The sequence below is a fragment of the Cupriavidus basilensis genome (assembly GCF_000876015.1).
GTDB classification, from domain to species: domain Bacteria; phylum Pseudomonadota; class Gammaproteobacteria; order Burkholderiales; family Burkholderiaceae; genus Cupriavidus; species Cupriavidus basilensis_B.
The window spans coordinates 220,897-238,219 of record NZ_BBQM01000013.1; the positions used below are offsets into that span (position 1 = coordinate 220,897).

Sequence of the window (17,323 nt, forward strand, 5' to 3'; positions counted from 1 at the left end):
ACGTGGGCATTACGGCCTGGACAGACTGCGGGACTGCTCGCCGAGGATGGCGTCGTGCTCGCCACCGGCCTGGAGCTGCTCGCGGATGCGCCGGCGTACCTGGTCTTTCTCGCGCAGCAGTTCGTCGCGCGGCGCCTCGGGGGACTGGCCGGAGTATCGGTAGTAGAGCGTCTTGTAGGTAAGCTGGCTGAGGATCCATTCCTGGAGCAGCGAGCGCTGGCGCGAAAGCTCGCCCTCGAGCGAACGCTGGCGCAGCAGCAGTTGTTCGATGGCGGCGCGCACGTGGGACGGCAGCGCGCCATCCTGGCTGAGGAAGGCTTCGACGGCGCTGGCGGCCGGATCGGTGCGCTCGGCGATGCGATGTCGGCGCGGCGTTTCGGCGGCAGCCTCTCCGAGGGCTGCCCAGGCGCGATGAATGGAAAGACTGGCGGACTCGCTGATGGGCCCCATAGCGGGTCGCCGGATTTCTCCTGCATTCATGATGTGATCCCCGTTGAACAACACCCCCGGCACTACACGTTCGCGATTACCACTTATCTTTCATCTTGTTATTTGCTTTCTTGTCGAGGCATGCGTGTATCCGCATGCTCCCTTCGTGGTGGCGAAGCCATCTGGACGATGGTCTGGTCGGTCATTCAGTCCTTGCCCGTTCTGCCGACGGCGGACTCTTCTTTCTGTGGTTATTCCAGATAATGCGTTGCGCCAGACGGCGCCACTCCGGAACGCCGGAGTCAAGAAGGGGCGCCTTGAAGCGCCCCGCTATTTGCCACGACTCTAGTTCAGTGCATTTGCGGCGGTTTGTCCAGCCCTCAGTATGGGGACTCACGCCAATATCATCCTTTAGTATGAGCCCGCTTCCATACACTGCCTGGCCTGACAGGTAATTAGCCACTTACATTGTGCGCAGAAACGGGTACGGGCCGGCGTTGCGCGCATGCACGCCGGCGGCGGTTCAGGCACGCAGAAACGGGTACGGCATCGCGCCGGGCGGCGCGGAGCGCGCGCATCGGGACCACGCAGAAACGGGTACGCCCGGCTCGCCAGCCTCTCGTTCGCGCCCTGCCGGACGAGGCCGGCCGGATCAGTGGCCGGGCAGGTAATAGAACTTGAAGACGAACACCGCGGCGATGATCCACACCATGACCGGAACGGTCCGGGCGCGGCCGGTCAGCAGCTTGAGCCCGGCGTAGGTGATGAAGCCGAACGCGACGCCGTTGGCCACCGAGTAGGTGAACGGCATGCCCAGCGCCGTCAGCACGGCCGGCACGACTTCGGTCGCGTCGGACCAGTCCAGGTCCACCAGTTCGCGCAGCATGAGGCAGGAGACGTAGAGCAAGGCGGGCGCCGTGGCATAACCGGGCACCGTGCCGGCCAGCGGCGAGATGAACAGGCAGGCAAGGAAGAGCACTGCCACGGTCACCGCCGTCAGGCCCGTGCGCCCGCCGGCCTGAACGCCCGAGGCGCTCTCGATGTAGGCCGTGGTGGACGAGGTGCCGAGCAACGAGCCGGCCATGATGGCCGTGCTGTCCGCCATCAGCGCCTTGTTCAGCCGGTCCATCTTGCCGGCCTTGAGCAGGCCCGCGCGGTTGGCCACGCCCATCAGCGTGCCGGTCGCGTCGAACAGTTCCACCAGGAAGAACACCAGCACCACGTTGATGATGCCGATGGAAAGCGCGGCCGAGATATCGAGCTTGAGCAGCGTGGGCGCGATGGACGGCGGCGCGGAGAACACGCCGTGGAAGGCGTTGTCGCCCACCACGAAGCTAAGCGCGGTGGTCAGCAGGATGCCGATCAGGATCGCGCCTTTGACCTTGAGGTGGTCGAGCGCGACGATGGCGAAGAAACCGACGATGGCGAGGATGGCCGGCGTCCGGTGGAGATCGCCGATCGTCACCAGCGTGGCCGGGCTGGCCGCCACGATGCCCGCGTTCTTCAGCGCCACGATGGCGAGGAACAGGCCGATGCCCGCGGTGATGGCAATGCGGATCGAGTGCGGGATGCCGTTGACGATGGCCTCGCGCACGCGCAACAGCGTCACCAGCAGGAACAGGCAGCCCGAGATGAACACCGCGCCGAGCGCGGCCTCCCACGGAAAGCCCATGCCCTTGACCACCGTGTAGGCGAAGTAGGCATTCAGGCCCATGCCCGGCGCCATCGCGATCGGGTAGTTGGCGTAGAAGCCCATGATCAGGGTGCCGATCGCGGCCGCCACGCAGGTGGCCACGAACACCGCGTCCTTGGGCATGCCGGCGTCGCCCAGGATGCTCGGGTTGACGAAGATGATGTAGGCCATCGTCAGGAAGGTGGTCAGCCCGGCCAGCAGCTCGGTGCGGACGTCGGTCTGGTGCTCGCTCAGCCTGAACAGCCGCTCGGCGAGCGACGGGCTGGCGGGCACCGCTGAACGGCTGCCAATGGGTTCCGGTGTCGGCATGAAGGCTCCTCTTGTCCTGTTGCGTGGCGATGCTTTGTTTCGGGCTGACGCCGGCGGCGGGCGGGGCGCGGCCGGCCGGTCTTACTGGTCTGACTGTCCGGCATATTCTCCCCGGCGGTCGCCGCCGGGGAGAATAGCTGGCATACAAAATATGTGATGGCCTTGCCGGCACCGGCGGTGAATCCGGGCCGGCATCCAGAATCACCCTACCTTGACGCTGGCGCTAATCCACCGTATAAACCCCGCTAGATTCAAGCGACGAGGCAACAGCACATTCGTTAGCCACCGTCATGGTACTTCCGTTGTCCATGGTGTCCTTTCCTTGAGTTGCTTTGCTGGATATGCGTGAGCTATCCGTTTCTTTTTAAATTTTTGTCAGGAAAAGCAATACCATGCAAACCGGTATCGTTAAATGGTTCAACGACGCCAAGGGCTTCGGTTTCATCAAGCCGGACGCTGGCGGTGACGATCTCTTCGCACACTTCTCTGAAATCCGCGCGGACGGTTTCAAGTCGCTGCAGGAAAACCAACGCGTGTCGTTCGAAGTCAAGAACGGCCCGAAGGGTCTGCAAGCTGCGAACATCACGCCGCTGTAAGCAGTAGACTGGCACTCCGCCTGGAGTGCGACCCAGTCGAGAAACCCCGCCTTCCGAGGCGGGGTTTTTTTTGCCCTGCGCGGGCGGGCGAGGCTAATTCTCGCCATCGGTAGCAGGGCACGGCTCGCGCTTCCTGCCGCGTTCCGAAAGCCACCAGCACGGCAAAGGGCAGCCCGCCTTTTCCTCCGCCCCCCATCCCGCCGGACCCACCCGGAAATGTGCTGACTGCTCCGCAGAAACGGGTACGCTTCCGTGCGGGCAGGAGTGTCGTCTCCCTGTCTCGAGCCACGCCTCGGTGTTCGCAGAATTGGGTACGCATCGGCTTCGCCCGGCGCGGCCGCCTGTGCCGGACCGCGAAATCCGCGGCCCCCGCATGCGCAGAAACGGGTACGCAAAGCCCCTCTTAAGCCATCACAGGCCGGCTTTTCACATCGCTCCCGTGCCGGATATGCCCGCAGAAATGGGTACGCTTCCGGCCAGCGTGGCGGCCTTTCGTGACTAACCGGCTCCCTGGCTCGAGCAACCGCACGTCCCGCTGACGTATTGGTGCAACGCAGAAACGGGTACGCAATGCGAATTCGCAGCACCCCACCCGTTTCCGTCTGTGCGCAGAAACGGGTACGCCAGGCATGCGTTTCGGGGCGATTTCGACCGTCCAGCGCTCCCTCGCCTGGTTTCCCCATCCTCCTCCCGGACCTTCGCCATCCCATTTTCTTGGCATGGCAATGAAACGGGCGACAGCCCGCAGAAATAGGTACGCCCCGATGCCTGCCATCGCATGGCAAACGTTCGCAGAAACGGGTACGCCACATCGTGAAGCCGTCCCGACATCCGACACCGACATTCCAGGCCACGCTCCATTACCCCGCAGAAATGGGTACGGAGACGTATACCCTTTTGCAGCCTATGAGATATCGAGTGCAAGCACTCGCTTTTTGGCTAAAGCTTATGTATAATGGCAATGGGAAATTCCACACCACCCGGCCCTTGGGAAAGCATTCGCAGAAACGGGTACGGAAGCGACCGAAATGCATGGTGGAATGTCTCGCAGAATTGGGTACGCTTCGATCCTGGTCCCGAGTAATTGATGCTTTCGCAGATTTGGGTACGCCGCAGAAACGGGTACGCATGGCCGGGACTATCAGGGTCGATGGCACGTCGCTTCAGGGCGCCCGCAGAATTGGGTACGCAAATGGAACGCCGGGCGCCCGAATGACGCAGAAACGGGTACGCTGCACCGCAACGGCGGCGTGAAAAAGCCGGCTCCGAACCCATTTCTGCGGGGATAACTTCGTGTGCCAGGCGTGTTTACCCCGGCGCGAGACGTAAACGGCACCCCGCCCGCAGAAACAGGTACGCTTTTGGCCCCTGCCGCTGTGGAAAAGCCTGTGGGAACAGTGAGTTATCCCCGCAGAATCCGGTTCGCGCTTTGCGCTGAAACGGGTTCGGTATACCGCAGAATCTGGTACAGCACTTCGCAGAATCGAGTACGGTTCCACGCAGAATCGGGTTCGCGGAGGGTGTTTTTCCGTATACGGATCAATGGCTTGAGAGCCACGTATACGGTTTACGAGTAGTTAACCCATACGCTTATCGTTTACTGGTAGTTGAGGTCCGGGCATCCGTGGACAACCCTGCCGGGTTGCCCACCGCTGTCCGCCCCGCAACCAGTCATGAGACCCACCTACCCCAAAACAAGCGGGCTAACAGGAAATTCGCCTACCGTACCTGTTTCTGCGTGACAAGGCTGTTTGCTTCGCGTAAAAAGTCGTGTATTCCGAAGCACGCCAATATGCCCATCAAACGCACCCAGACCATCCTGGGATCTCATGGCCCAGCCGACATGGACCATGAACCATCCCGCATCATCGTTCCCGGCGACGAGAACAGTCTGGTTCCGTCCGAGAAATTCCAGCGCCTGTTCGATGAGGCGCAGGCTATGGAGCGGGAAGATGCCTGGCAGAGCGGCGAGGTCGGCTTCCTGAGCCGGGCCAGCGTGCAGGTCACGCTTCCGTACCGCGCGCCGAAGGGCGCGCCTCCGGTCTGGACCCGGACCAGCGGCAATATTTCGCTGATGATCCAGCCCGGCTACTTCACGCAGCAACGATCCGAGAAAGCGAGCAATGGACGCCAGAAGCTGGTGTCCGAAACCGTTTCGCTGGGCTATCCCTACGGTTCCTACCCGCGCCTGATGCTGGCCTGGATCGGCAAGGAAATCATGGCCAAGAAGAAGCGCGGCGAGTTTACCGGCACGGTCGAGGACCGGCGCATCTCGCTGGGCAATTCGCTGTCGGAGTTCATGTACAACCTGGGCATTCCGATGGCCACTGGCGGCAAGCGCGGGACCATGACGCTGGTGCGCCAGCAGATGATCCGGCTGTTCTCCGCCACCATCGCGATCGTCCAGAACAAGTCCACGCCGGCGCAGAACCAGAATCCCAATCACGAACCGCTCTCGATCGACCGGGTCGGTTATCTGCTGGCCGACCAGTTGTCGACCTGGTGGGACCCGATGCAGCCCGGGCAGGGATCGATGTTCGAGAGTTTCGTGGTGCTGTCCGAGCCGTTCTTCAACGAGCTGGTCAACCGGCCGGTGCCCGTCGACATGCGCGCGCTGAAGGCGCTCAAGCAATCGCCGTTCGCGCTCGACGTCTACTCCTGGCTGACCTATCGTTTCTTCACCATCCAGCGCCGCACCGAGATTCCGTGGGAAGCGCTGCAAATGCAGTTCGGCACCGAAACCGAAAGCGAGCGCAAGTTCCGCGCGCTGTTCCGCAAGGCGCTCAAGGATGTGCTGGTGGTCTACCCCGGCGCCAAGGTGGATGCCGACTCGTCCAAGGCGCTGATCCTGCAGCCGTCGCGCACCAGCGTCCGCAAGCTGGCCTGAGCCGCGGCTGGCGAATTGCCGAACCCGCCCGCCATCGGCCGGCGGGTTTTTGTTTTCCGGCATCGCCGGTTTCCGCTGCGACGCGTTGCCGCATGGGGTTCGGTGGCAACTGTGGGGCAATTGCATCACCCGCGGCAAGACCGGCCGCGAAAAAGAGAAAGGGCAAGCGCGGAACGCTTGCCCTTTGTCTGCTGGCCGTACCGGAATGATGGTTCCGGTGCAGCCGGCTATTTCGGCTGATTCGTGAGATCAGGCCGGCTTGATGGCGGATGCCTGCAAGCCCTTCGGACCTTGCTTCACTTCAAACGTGACGCGCTGACCATCCTTGAGCGTCTTGAAGCCCGAACCCTGGATTTCCGAGAAGTGCGCAAACAGATCCGCACCGCCATCGTCCGGGGTAATGAAGCCAAAGCCCTTGGTCTCATTGAACCATTTGACCGTACCGGTTGCCATGTGAATTTCCTTTCGAAGCAAGTTCTTGTACACAACGCAAACAACGCTAACAACCGCTCAAGCACGCTAAGTTCTCGTAGTTACCGAACGGATGCCGACGAGGTTGACACGACTTGACTCGACTGTAGCGGGCATCATAACCAGTTTGTCTAGTTGTGTCATGTGCGGCGAAAGACGCACTATGCCTAATGTAGGCGGATTCCATGCCGCATTTCAAGCGGAAATCTTTCATTTCCATAACGCGGAATGTTTCAGCTAATTTTATATTAAAAATATAAAATAAAAAAACAGTTGAGCCGGCACGTCACTTTGTCTACAGTTGCGCCTAGGGTTAATCGCGCGCTTTCAGCGCTGAAAGAGAGGTCGCAAGTGCCAGCTAAAATCATCACGGTCTTCAACCAAAAGGGCGGATGCGGCAAGACGACGGTCAGCATGCACCTCGCGGGCACGCTGGGCCTGCGCGGCGCGCGCGCCATGCTCGTGGACATGGACGAGCAGGGCACGGCAACCCGCTGGGCGGCGCAGGCCAGCGACGAACGTCCTTTTCCGGCTTCGGTGATCGGCCTGGCGCCCTCGGGCGGGGCCATGCACCGGGAAGTCCGCAAGTTTGTCCAGGATTACGACTACATCGTGGTGGACTGTCCTCCCGCCGTGCATTCGGCCGCGCCGTCGAGCGCACTGCTGATTTCCGATCTGGCGATCATTCCCGTCGTGCCCTCGCCGCCCGACCTGTGGGCAGCGGTGGCCGCCAAGACGCTGGCCCAGCATGCCCAGGTCCAGAATGAAACGCTGCGGATCCGCGTGATGGCCAATATGGTGCAGCGGCGCGTATCGATCGCGCGCCAGGCCATCGAGATCCTTGGCGACGATGCGGATGTGCCGTTGATGAATGCGATGATCGGCTCGCGCTCGGCGTTTCGGGAATGCCAGGCGATCGGTTGTACCGTGCACGGTGTGGCCGGCGCGCGCGAGTCGGTGCAGGAAGTCGACCTGATGGTCGACGAAGTATTGTCTTTGATTGAGCAATAGGTATGGCGACAAAACTGAAGAGCCTCAAGGCCGGCATGTTGGCCGGCATGGCGGCGGAGAAGACGCGGGGTGATTCCCTCGACCGCTTCGCGCGCGCCGAGGCCGCGATTTCCCAGCATCCGAACGGACTGCTGCAGGCGCGCTCGCGCGAGGTCAGCCCGATTTTCAGCGCTGAAAGTGACCCGGCGAAGGAGGGCGGCCGCGTCCTGATGAAGGTGCCGCTGGCGCAGCTTCACGACAATCCATTCAATGCGCGGCGCATCTACGACCCGGTCGTGGTGCAGGAGCGGGCCGCCTCGATCGCCACGCATGGCCAGAAAACGCCTGGCCTGGCCACGCCCGACCCGGCGCGCCCGGGGCATTACATCCTGATCGACGGGCATTATCGCAAGCGCGCGCTGGCCTCGGCCGGCAAGCTCGAGATGGAATGCTTTATCGAGAGCGACGTCAGCGATCTCGATTTCTACCGCCTCTCCTTCCTGCTCAACGAGCAGCGCTCCGACCAATCCGCGCTCGACAACGCCATTGCCTGGCGGCAACTGCTGGACGAAGGCAAAGTCCAGAAAGAGGAAGATATATGCGAATTGACGGGCATGTCCGCCGGCACCGTCAACAAGACGCTGGCGCTGCTGCGCCTGCCGGAATCGGTGCTGGGCGTGATGCGCGAGCGGCCGGCGGCGATCGGCATCGCCACCGGCTATGAACTGACGCTCTATTGCAAGATCGTCGGCGAGGACCGCACCCGGGATCTCGCCACGCGCATCATGGTGGAGGGGCTGTCGAGCCGGGAAGTGGAGGCCATCCGCAAGCAGGCCCAGGACGGCAAGTCGCGCAAGATCAAGGAAATCAGCCGCCAGTACAAGATCCGCAGCGACGCCGGCCAGTTGCTCGGCACCATCAAGGAGTGGGATTCCGGCCGCGTGATGCTCGACGTGCAGGTCGGCGACCGTGCCGCGCGCGAAGCCCTCGTCGAAGTCCTCAAGGCGCGTTTTGGCCTGGACAAAACGGCTGGCTGAGAAGCCGGCGGGGGAGGCCGCGGATGCGGGCTCCCCCGCCAGAACACCCCGCCAGAACACCCCGCCAGAACACCCCGCCAGAACACCCCGCCAGAACACCCCGCCAGAACACCCCGCCAGAACACCCCGCCAGAACACCCCGCCAGAACACCCCGCCAGAACACCCCGCCAGAACACCCCGCCAGAACACCCCGCCAGAACACCCCGCCAGAACACCCCGCCAGAACACCCCGCCCAGATTAAGCAACTCCGCCGTCAGCGGCACCATCCCCGACATCCGACGCCACCGAAGCACCACCCCCACGCGAAACCACGGGCTTCATCCGTGTCCGCCGCCCGGCCAGATCGCGAGGCGAGCGGGCCGCAAATTCTCCATCCGCTTCCGCCCGATAGCGCTCTATTGCCTGGCTGAGCAGCGCATGCAAGCCCCGGACCGAATATCCCGCGCCGGGCGAACTGTCGGCCTTGCGCCGTGCCCGCCCGGTCGGCGGCAGGCGCGGCGGTCCGACCAGGACGATGGGCTGCCCAGCGAGTGTGTCCCAGTCCAGCCCCCGGTCGTGCCAGTGGCGCACCAGCGCCGCGCGCGCCGCTTCGTCCAGATCATTTTCTGGGAAATACTTGTCCGCATCGCCCGCCGCGCCAAGCTGGTCGCGCCGGAATTCCGCGAGCTCGGCAAAGCCGATCGGCACCGCCTGCAGCACGCGCACGGCGGCTTCGGCCGCGCGGTAGCGCAGGCCGTCGTCCGCCCGTGCCTGGGCGGACAGCCAGCCCAGGAAGCGGTCCAGCGAATCGGTCTCCAGCGCCGTGCCCGGCCGCAGCGGGGCCTCGCGCCGGGTACGCGCGCGCGGTTCCGTACGCGCCCGCGGCTCCGGTTGCCAGACATGGGATGCCACATGGCCGCGAAGCTGCAGCCATTCGAACAGGGCGCCCAGGATGCGCGACGCATGCAGGACGCTGCTCTCCGAAAGCGGCCCGGTGAACGGCCGCCACGCCACCGAATCGCGCGGCGCGCGCGGGCCGACCCAAAGGCGCTCGGGGGCCGGCTGGCGCAGGAAGGCGAGGTAGTCCTGCCGGTCCTGCGCGTCGAGCGCCGCCAGCGGCTTGCGGCGCGCCGTGGCGGCCCACAGCAGAAGGCGCTCGGCTTCTTTGCGATAGGCCAGCCAGGTACTTTGCTGTGATTCATTTGCAGCCAGCCACGCGCCGACGGCAGCAAGATCGCTCGAAAAAGTGCTTTTTATCGCACTCGAAGGCTCGCCATCGGCTCCGCGAACCGGCTCCCGCATCAGCTCGAACGGCACCAGTTGCCGCAGGCCCGGCGCCAGCACGGCTTCGCCGAGCTTTCCCCGCGCCCCCACGTGATCGCGCAGCAGCGGCGCGCCATGCTCGTCCCTGACGATATCCCGATGCTCGGCAAGCCAGCGGTTGATGGCTCCGCCGGCAAGCGCGCCGATGCGCGGCACCGAGCGCCACCAGGCATTGCCGTGACGGTTGGCAAGCTCGACCAGAATATGTAGATTCGATATCTTCTGCGCGCGCAGGCGCCGCGCCAGGGCAGGGGAGAACCACAGCTCGATGCCGTGATCGGCCCGCGGCCGCGCCGTGCCCAGCCGCTCCAGCTCCGCCAGCGCCTCGACGCGGCGGTCCATGCCGCGGTTGGAGCGCCCGGGGCCCATTTCCAGCAATTCCGCCAGATCGGGGCGGCTGTGGAGGTGGGCAAGCTGCACCATGCGGTCGCGCAGGCCCAGCAGCACGCGCAGCGCGGACTCCCCGCCGGGGTCGTCGTCGCCGTCGTCGGACAGGTAGCGATCGGCCACCATCGTGGCCGGCATGCCCTGGACATAGGCCCGGACCGCGGCAAACTCACTGCGCGTGAGTGTCAGGCTGGGCACTTTGGCGGATTGCATGGCGTGAGCCCCGATTTGGGGCTAAGGTATTGATTCATAAGGCACTTGAACAGTCACCAAATGCATCCGGGTAGAAATGCATAGTGAAATCTAATGCCGATAATTATAGCCCGGATTATCCCGAAACCCGCAACGCCGGCGGGAACCCGCTGCCGAAACCGGCGCCCGCCTCTCCTGTTTGCGCCCCGTTGACCGGCCCGCGCCGGGTGTAACCCTGACTTGCAATCATGTGTTGCAGTGCATATGCTCTGACCAGAGTTAGATTTTTTTAACTCTGACTTAAGAAGTATCGAAGAAGCAACGAAAGCGTAATAACAACGCAAACGGGGCGATCCGTAGACGGCACCAAGGGACGTCAGGCACGCAGCGAACCTGGACGGGCACGCAGCGGCAGTCGGGAGCCGGGCCGGATCGTAGGGAGGCGCATCCACAGGATAGTGGGGCGTTTCCGACAGCATGTGCGGGTTGTCGCGGGGCTCGCCATGCAGCAACAAGAAAGAGAGCGGCCATGGCCACCATCCTCTTGATCGAGCCTCATCCACTCCTGCGCCTGGGTCTGCGCCATCTGCTGACGCAAGCGGGCCTGCATGGCGATCTGGTCGACATCGACCCGGGTTCCCTGCCCTATCCTGCCGAATGGCTGTGCCACGCCGATTTGATGATCTACGGCCTGTCGCCCGATCCCGCCACGCACTGGCAGGAAATGGAACAGGCCTGCCGGTCGCTGATGCCGCGCCGCGTGCTGGTGCTGGCCGATGAAGTCTGCACGCCGCCCGGCGCCGGCGAACTGCCCGGCAATGTGCGCGGCCTGTTGTCCAAGGCCTGCAGCGCGGACATGCTCGACGCCGCCATCCGGCTCGTGCTGGCCGACGGCGAATGCTTTCCCGCGCGGGCCCAGGCGGCGCGCGCTGGCGAGCAGCAGGCCTTCTCGCGGCCCGCGGCGCAGGCCGCGCCCGCGCCGGACAACCTGCACCGGTTCGGCGGCGGCATGTCGCCGGACGGCGAACGCGAGCACCCGGCGCGCGCGGTGCCGCCCGGCGGCCCCGCCGCGTCCGACCCCGAGACGCCCTCGGCCGGCTCGCACCTGCTCAACATCACCGAGCGACAATATGAAGTGCTGGCACTGCTGGCGCGCGGTTATCCCATCAAGACCGTAAGCCGGCTGCTCAATATCTCGGTGGCGACGGCCAAGACCCACGCCTGCACCCTGTACCAGCGGCTGCAGGTGCGCAACAAGGGCGAGGCGGTCTACGTCGCGCTCCAGCGCGGGGCCAAGCTGAGCTGGCCGGGGCCGGCACCGGCCCTGGCCACGCGCGGCGCCGGCCAGCCGCCGGTGGAACTGGTCAGCGTGTCCCAGGCTGCCTGACGGCACGGCACGGCACGGCGCGTCCGCCCGCGCGCATGCGCGGCGGCGCCGGCCGCCGGCGCCTCTCCATCCTCTGCGGTACGCCGCCTCATCCGAAAGCATGAGGCGGCGCCCGGCCGCGCTTGCTACGCTGGTTCCCAACTGAAGTCTCTGCGCGCGGCCGGCGCCGTGCCGGCGCGCGACCCTCCCAACCCGCTGTCACCTCTCCCGATGACAACGCTCCTGCTTGCCCACAACATGATGCTGCGCCGGGGGGTGCTGCGTCAGCTGCGCGAATTGTCGGCGCTCGCTCCGGTCCTGTCGCAGACACCCGAATGGCTGCTCGAGGCCGCGCCCGCGGACCTGCCGCGCGGCCCCATCGATTTCGCGCTGCTCGACTGCAGCGGCACCGACGCCGATCCCTTCCGGTTGCTGCATGCGCTGAGCACGCGGCTGGCGCCGCGGCGCTGGCTGGTCATGAGCGAAACCGTCGACCCCGTCTTCACCGGCCACGCGGCCTATCTCGGCGCCAGCGGCTGCCTGGCCGTGCCGGCCTCGCCCGAGCAGACACGCGCCGCGGTGGCGCTGGTGCGCGCCGGCGGCCAGTGTTTCCCGCGCCGGGGCTTCGCCATGCCGCTGTCTTCCCCCATCGGTTCAGGTGGGTCTACGGCAAGGGGATGAGGCGCCGGCTGGCACGGCCTCCTATGCTGAAAGCGCGCGGATAACGAAGCCGGGACAGCCAATGTCGATCCGGCCGGCGCGCGTTGCAGAGGGGGTCGTATGGAAAACGGGCTGGACATCCTGGTCGTGCGCGGCTTCGCCGTGCCCGAAGGCCGGGGCAAATGGGCGTGCTGCTATGAGATCAGGCTGACCACCGGGCGCGACGGGCCGCTGCTGTACCGCGGCGAGCTGCACGGCCGGCGCTACGCCTGCGAGGCCGCGGCGATTGCCGCGGCCACCTTCGCCGGCGAGCAGGAAGCGCGCCGCCGGGTGGCGGCGGTGCGCGACGGGCTGCTCGCGCGCCATGAATACTGTGTGGTGGTGGCCGGCGAGCAACCGCGCGAGCCGGCGGCCGGCTGAGCCGCCGGGCGGCTGCCGGCACGACGCGCGCGCCACCGCGGCAGTCGCGGCAGCCGCGGCCGACATGGCGGGATAACGGGAGGGCGACGACGAGCGCGTGCTCGGGGGACCGGAGCGATCCGGTGCGCAGGCCAGGCAGGCTTGCGCGCACGCGCGGTTCGGCCGCAGCGCAAGCTGCGCCGGAACTTGATGGCCACGGTCGAGCCGTCCGGCAGATACGGCACGCCGTGGCCTGTTCTTTTTCTGGCGCGGGCGAAGGCCGCCGCCGGCGGGATCGGCCTGGCGCCGCGCAAAAAAAAGAGTCCGCCGACCGGGGGACCATGCGGACTCCAAGCGGCCTGCCCGATTCCGCTCGGACAGGCCACTCTCCGACGATAGACAAAGCATGCCGGCAACTGTATCGGCCAGAAGCAGCATTCGCCGCCCGGTGCCGGCGCGCGCCGGCGAAACCCGCCGGCCCGGCGCATGCGCCGCCGCGCCGTGCTGCGCGCGGCGGCGCGGGCCGCGCCACCCTGGCCGCTTCATGCTTCCGGCTGGGTTGAGACAAGGCGGGATCAAGCCCGGACGAGCGCGGCGCCAGGGGAAACCGGCGCCGCCGGGGGCAGGGCGGCGGCCCGACCGGCACGGCGCGGATCGCGGGACGCGGCCGCGGCAATCGTGGCACCCGTAGTAACCATGAAAGGCAACTGTGATACTTTGCCCGCGTACCGAAACCAAACCTCACCACGGCCATCCCGATGCACTGGCATTTCATCTCGCGCTTCGGCGAAACCTCCCTGCTGCTGCCCTGCGCGGTGCTGATCGCCATCTGGCTGCTGTATGCGGGCGCCTACGCCGGCGCGCGCCGCTGGCTGCTGTCGTTCGGCTCCGCCGCGGCGCTGGTGCTGGCGTCGAAGCTGGCCTTCATGGGCTGGGGCATCGGCTGCGAGGCGCTCAACTTCACCGGCTTTTCCGGGCACAGCACGATGGCCGCCTCGGTGCTGCCGGTGATGCTGTACCTGGTGGTGCCCGCGCGCCATCCGCGCCTGGCGCTGGCCGCGTCCGGCGCCGGCATCCTGCTGGCGCTGCTGGTGGGCGTCTCCCGCCTGAAGCTGCAGGCGCATTCCGATTCCGAAGTCATCAGCGGGCTCGCGCTCGGCTTCGCCGCGAGCCTGTCCTTCATCGCCTGGAGCGCGCGCCCGCGCCGCTCGGCGCCCGCGCTGGCGGCGGTGATCCTGATGGCCGTGATGCTGGGCGTGCCGGTCGCCGGCGTGGCCGCGCCCACGCATCGCTGGCTGGAGATCCTGGCCACGCGCCTGGCCGGGCGCGACAAGCCGTTCCAGCGCGGCCAGTGGCGCGAATGGGCGGCCCGGCACGAGGGCGCCGCGGTGTTCGCCTGCGCGCCGCCGGACCAGGCCGCGCGCTGAGCGCTTAGGACGGCAGGGCGGGAGAGGGCGGAGCGCGCGCAGGGGACGCCACGGCGCCCCTGTGTGTGCCAGCAAACAGACGGCCGGGCCCGCGCGGCGCAACCATGATCTGCATCACTGGTCCGGCCTGCCGGATGGAGGCAAATCATGTCCGCGATCCGCGCCTTCGTGGGCGAGCGCCAGGCTGCGCTGCAGATGCTCTACCGCTTTGCCGATGCCGCCATCGTCGCCGGGTGCGGCGTGGCCGTGGGCGAGCTGCTGTTCCCGCACGGCCTGCGCAGCGCCGCCCCGGTGCACGGCTTCATCACCGTGCTGTGCTCGGTGAGCACGCTGCTGGTGTTCCCGGCCTGCGGCCTGTACAACTCCTGGCGCGGCCGCAGCCGCATGGCGCTGGCGCTGCGCACGCTGGCCGCGTGGGGCGCGGTCTGCATGCTCGGGCTGATCGCCGCCTACCTGATGCACCAGTCGGCCGCGCTGTCGCGGCTGTGGTCGATGAGCTGGCTGCTGAGCGTGGCGGCCATGCTGCTGGCCTCGCGCGTGGCGCTCTATGGCATGCTCGGCAGCGTGCGCGAGCTCGGCATCAACGCCAAGCGCGTGGTGATCCTCGGCTACGGCTCGCTCGGCCACGAGATGTACCAGCGCGTGGGCAGCAACCGCGGCGCCGGCTACAACGTCGCCGGCATCTACGACGAAGGCATGCAGCCGGTGCCCGCCGGCGTGACGCGGCTGGAGTCGCTCGAACAGGTCTGCGCCTTCGTGCGCAACAACGGCGTGCGCGAAATCTGGCTGACGCTGCCGATGGCCGCGTGCCGCGACCTGTACGACGTGGTCTCCCATTTCCGCAACGACCTGGTGGACATCCGCTGGGTGCCCGACATCATGTCGGTCGAGCTGCTCGGCCACCGCTTCAGCGACTTCCTCGGCCTGCCGGTGATCGACCTCAACAGCCCGCCGCAGTCGGGCATCACCGGCCTGCTCAAGGCCAGCTTCGACCGCGTCTTCGCGCTGGCCGCGCTGGCCGGGCTGTCGCCGCTGTTGCTGGCGATCGCCGCGGCGGTCAAGCTGTCGTCGCCGGGGCCGGTGCTGTTCCGGCAGGCGCGCCTCGGCATGGACGGCAAGCCGTTCCACGTCTACAAGTTCCGCACGATGGTGCAGCACCGGGAGCGCGGCGTGACCCAGGCCGTGCGCGGCGACGCGCGCATCACGCGCGTGGGCGCCTTCCTGCGCCGCACCAGCCTCGACGAGCTGCCGCAGTTCTTCAACGTGCTGCGCGGCGAGATGTCGGTGGTGGGCCCGCGCCCGCACGCCATCGAGCACAACGAGATCTACAAGGAAGTGATCGACCGCTACATGCTGCGCCACCGCGTCAAGCCCGGCATCACCGGCTGGGCGCAGATCAACGGCCTGCGCGGCCAGACCGACACCGTGGACAAGATGCGCCGGCGCATCGAGTTCGACATCTTCTACATCCGCAACTGGTCGTTCCGCCTGGACCTGCACATCATCCTGCGCACCGCCCTGCACGGCTGGACCGGCAAGGCCGCCTACTGAGCACCGCCGGGCATCCGCCCGGCAAGCACCGCGCGCGCCGGGTGCTCGCGTTCGCCGTCCGGCGACATGCCGCCGCCGCGGCGGCGCGAAGTTGGTGGGCCAGCGCACCGAAGCCCGATGGCGGCTGCGGCCCAATGATGAAACCCGATCATCCTCACCGAGGAGTAACAGAGATGAAGGCAACCATTCGACAAATCCTCGCCGAGGTGGCGCGGCTCGACGTATCGGTCGAGGCGCTCGACGACCAGGCCGATCTCTACGAAGCCGGCCTGTCGTCGCTGGCCACCGTGCACGTGATGCTGGCCATCGAGAATGCGTTCAACATCGAGATCCCGGATGCGATGCTGACCCGCCAGCTCTTTCGCAGCGTGAATTCGCTCGCCGCCGCGGCCGAGCAGCTCAGGCAGCAGCAGGAGGCAGCATGAGCCCCCCGCTGGCCAGCGTGGAGCTGGCGCGCCCGGCCGCGGTCCATGCCGGCACCGCCGGGCTGATGGCCGCGGCGGCCCTGGCCGCCGCCGAGGCCGCGCTGCACGCCGACCGCGTCGACTGCGACGCCGCCTTCCCGCACGAGGCCTTCGCGGTGCTGCGCCAGCATGGCCTGCTCGGTGCGATGGTGCCGGCCGCGCACGGCGGCGCGGGCGCCTCGCTCGACACCATCGCGGCGATCTGCCGCGTGCTCGCTGCGGGCTGCGCGTCGGCCGGCATGATCTACGCGATGCACCAGATCCAGGTCGCCTGCCTGATCGAGCACGGCGGCGGCAGCCCCTGGCACGAGCAACTGCTCGGGCGCATCGCCGGCGAGCAGTTGCTGCTGGCCTCGGCCACCTCGGAAGAGGCCATCGGCGGCGCGCTGCGCAACAGCGGCTGCGCGGTCAACGTCGACAACGGCCGCTTCCACCTGCTCAAGATGGCGCCGACGATCTCCTACGGCGCGCACGCCGACGCGATCCTGGCCACCGCGCGCCGCCATGCCGACGCCTCGCCCTCCGACCAGGTCATGGTGTGCCTGCTCAAGCCCGACTTCACGCTGGAAAGCCTCAGCACCTGGGACACCCTGGGCATGCGCGGCACCTGCAGCAACGGCTTTCGCCTGGAGGCGCGCGGCGCCTGCGAGCAGATCCTGCCGGTGGCGTTCGGCGAGATCGCCGACGGCACCATGACGCCGGTCTCGCACATTCTCTGGGCGTCGCTGTGGACCGGCATCGCCGGCGACGCCGTGCAGCGCGCCAAGGCCTTCTTCCAGGGCCAGGCGCGCGCGCGTCCCGGCTCGCTGCCGCCGTCGGCCACGCGCGTGGCCGACGCGGTGGCGATGGTGCAGATGATGGAAGGCCGGCTCGAACTCGCGCTGGCCCACCAGCGCCAGCGCCACGCCGGACTGTCGGTGTCCGCGCTGTTCTCGCTCGCGGCCGAGATGAACGGGCTCAAGACCAGCGTCTCCGCGCTGGCCATCGAGGCGGTGCAGCAGGCCATGATGATCTGCGGCATGGCCGGCTACAAGCACGGCACGCCCTACAGCCTCGGGCGTCATCTGCGCGATCTCTGGTCGGCGCCGCTGATGATCAACAACGACCGGATCCTGACCAACACCGCTAGCCTGCTGCTGGCCGAGCGTTCGAGCTGAGGAG

General features: G+C 66.6%; 15 protein-coding genes. 11 read left to right on the forward strand and 4 right to left on the reverse strand.

Annotated features, from left to right (window positions below):
- Positions 1-9: 9 nt before the first annotated feature.
- Entirely contained in the window at positions 10-450 is a 441-nt protein-coding gene (locus tag KF708C_RS12350; protein WP_082079527.1) for a hypothetical protein, read from the reverse strand.
- A gap of 631 nt (positions 451-1,081) precedes the next feature.
- On the reverse strand, positions 1,082-2,431 hold the full coding sequence (locus KF708C_RS12355) for an NCS2 family permease (RefSeq protein ID WP_059411995.1): 1,350 nt from the start codon (positions 2,429-2,431) through the stop codon (positions 1,082-1,084).
- Between the two features lie 392 nt (positions 2,432-2,823).
- On the opposite strand from KF708C_RS12355, the gene KF708C_RS12360 reads away from it, so the two are divergent.
- Together KF708C_RS12360 and KF708C_RS12365 are read left to right on the forward strand one after the other, a co-directional pair.
- Positions 2,824-3,027 carry a cold-shock protein gene (locus tag KF708C_RS12360; protein ID WP_017228340.1) on the forward strand — a complete coding sequence of 68 codons (204 nt, stop codon included), beginning with the start codon at positions 2,824-2,826 and terminating at the stop codon, positions 3,025-3,027.
- A gap of 1,843 nt (positions 3,028-4,870) precedes the next feature.
- Complete coding sequence (locus KF708C_RS12365; RefSeq protein ID WP_231401657.1) at positions 4,871-5,914, forward strand: replication protein RepA; 1,044 nt, start codon at positions 4,871-4,873, stop codon at positions 5,912-5,914.
- 249 nt (positions 5,915-6,163) lie between these two features.
- Here the strand turns inward: KF708C_RS12365 and KF708C_RS12370 are convergent, their stop codons facing one another.
- Complete coding sequence (locus KF708C_RS12370; RefSeq protein ID WP_006159056.1) at positions 6,164-6,367, reverse strand: cold-shock protein; 204 nt, start codon at positions 6,365-6,367, stop codon at positions 6,164-6,166.
- Positions 6,368-6,736: 369 nt separating this feature from the next.
- Here KF708C_RS12370 and KF708C_RS12375 point away from each other — a divergent pair, with 369 nt between their 5' ends.
- Together KF708C_RS12375 and KF708C_RS12380 are read left to right on the forward strand one after the other, a co-directional pair.
- Positions 6,737-7,396 (forward strand): ParA family protein, encoded by a 660-nt coding sequence (locus tag KF708C_RS12375; protein WP_020204770.1) that lies wholly within the window; start codon positions 6,737-6,739, stop codon positions 7,394-7,396.
- 2 nt (positions 7,397-7,398) lie between these two features.
- Complete coding sequence (locus KF708C_RS12380; RefSeq protein ID WP_059411996.1) at positions 7,399-8,412, forward strand: ParB/RepB/Spo0J family partition protein; 1,014 nt, start codon at positions 7,399-7,401, stop codon at positions 8,410-8,412.
- Between the two features lie 239 nt (positions 8,413-8,651).
- Here the strand turns inward: KF708C_RS12380 and KF708C_RS12385 are convergent, their stop codons facing one another.
- Complete coding sequence (locus tag KF708C_RS12385; protein ID WP_059411997.1) at positions 8,652-10,316, reverse strand: phage integrase family protein; 1,665 nt, start codon at positions 10,314-10,316, stop codon at positions 8,652-8,654.
- 508 nt (positions 10,317-10,824) lie between these two features.
- Here KF708C_RS12385 and KF708C_RS12390 point away from each other — a divergent pair.
- The 7 genes from KF708C_RS12390 to KF708C_RS12420 all read left to right on the forward strand — a co-directional run bounded on the left by KF708C_RS12390 (position 10,825) and on the right by KF708C_RS12420 (position 17,319).
- Positions 10,825-11,682 carry a helix-turn-helix transcriptional regulator gene (locus tag KF708C_RS12390; RefSeq protein WP_059411998.1) on the forward strand — a complete coding sequence of 286 codons (858 nt, stop codon included), beginning with the start codon at positions 10,825-10,827 and terminating at the stop codon, positions 11,680-11,682.
- 210 nt (positions 11,683-11,892) lie between these two features.
- Positions 11,893-12,342 carry a response regulator transcription factor gene (locus tag KF708C_RS12395; protein WP_020203277.1) on the forward strand — a complete coding sequence of 150 codons (450 nt, stop codon included), beginning with the start codon at positions 11,893-11,895 and terminating at the stop codon, positions 12,340-12,342.
- Between the two features lie 99 nt (positions 12,343-12,441).
- Positions 12,442-12,741 (forward strand): hypothetical protein, encoded by a 300-nt coding sequence (locus KF708C_RS12400; protein WP_020203278.1) that lies wholly within the window; start codon positions 12,442-12,444, stop codon positions 12,739-12,741.
- A gap of 737 nt (positions 12,742-13,478) precedes the next feature.
- Positions 13,479-14,147 (forward strand): phosphatase PAP2 family protein, encoded by a 669-nt coding sequence (locus KF708C_RS12405; protein ID WP_043366677.1) that lies wholly within the window; start codon positions 13,479-13,481, stop codon positions 14,145-14,147.
- A 147-nt stretch (positions 14,148-14,294) separates the two neighbouring features.
- Entirely contained in the window at positions 14,295-15,698 is a 1,404-nt protein-coding gene (locus KF708C_RS12410; protein WP_059411999.1) for an undecaprenyl-phosphate glucose phosphotransferase, read from the forward strand.
- Positions 15,699-15,871: 173 nt separating this feature from the next.
- Entirely contained in the window at positions 15,872-16,123 is a 252-nt protein-coding gene (locus tag KF708C_RS12415; protein WP_020203280.1) for an acyl carrier protein, read from the forward strand.
- The gene (locus tag KF708C_RS12420; protein ID WP_059412000.1) at positions 16,120-17,319 is read left to right on the forward strand and encodes an acyl-CoA dehydrogenase family protein; all 1,200 of its coding nucleotides are present in this window, start codon (positions 16,120-16,122) and stop codon (positions 17,317-17,319) included. The genes KF708C_RS12415 and KF708C_RS12420 overlap by 4 nt, the downstream gene beginning before the upstream one ends.
- Positions 17,320-17,323 lie beyond the last annotated feature (4 nt).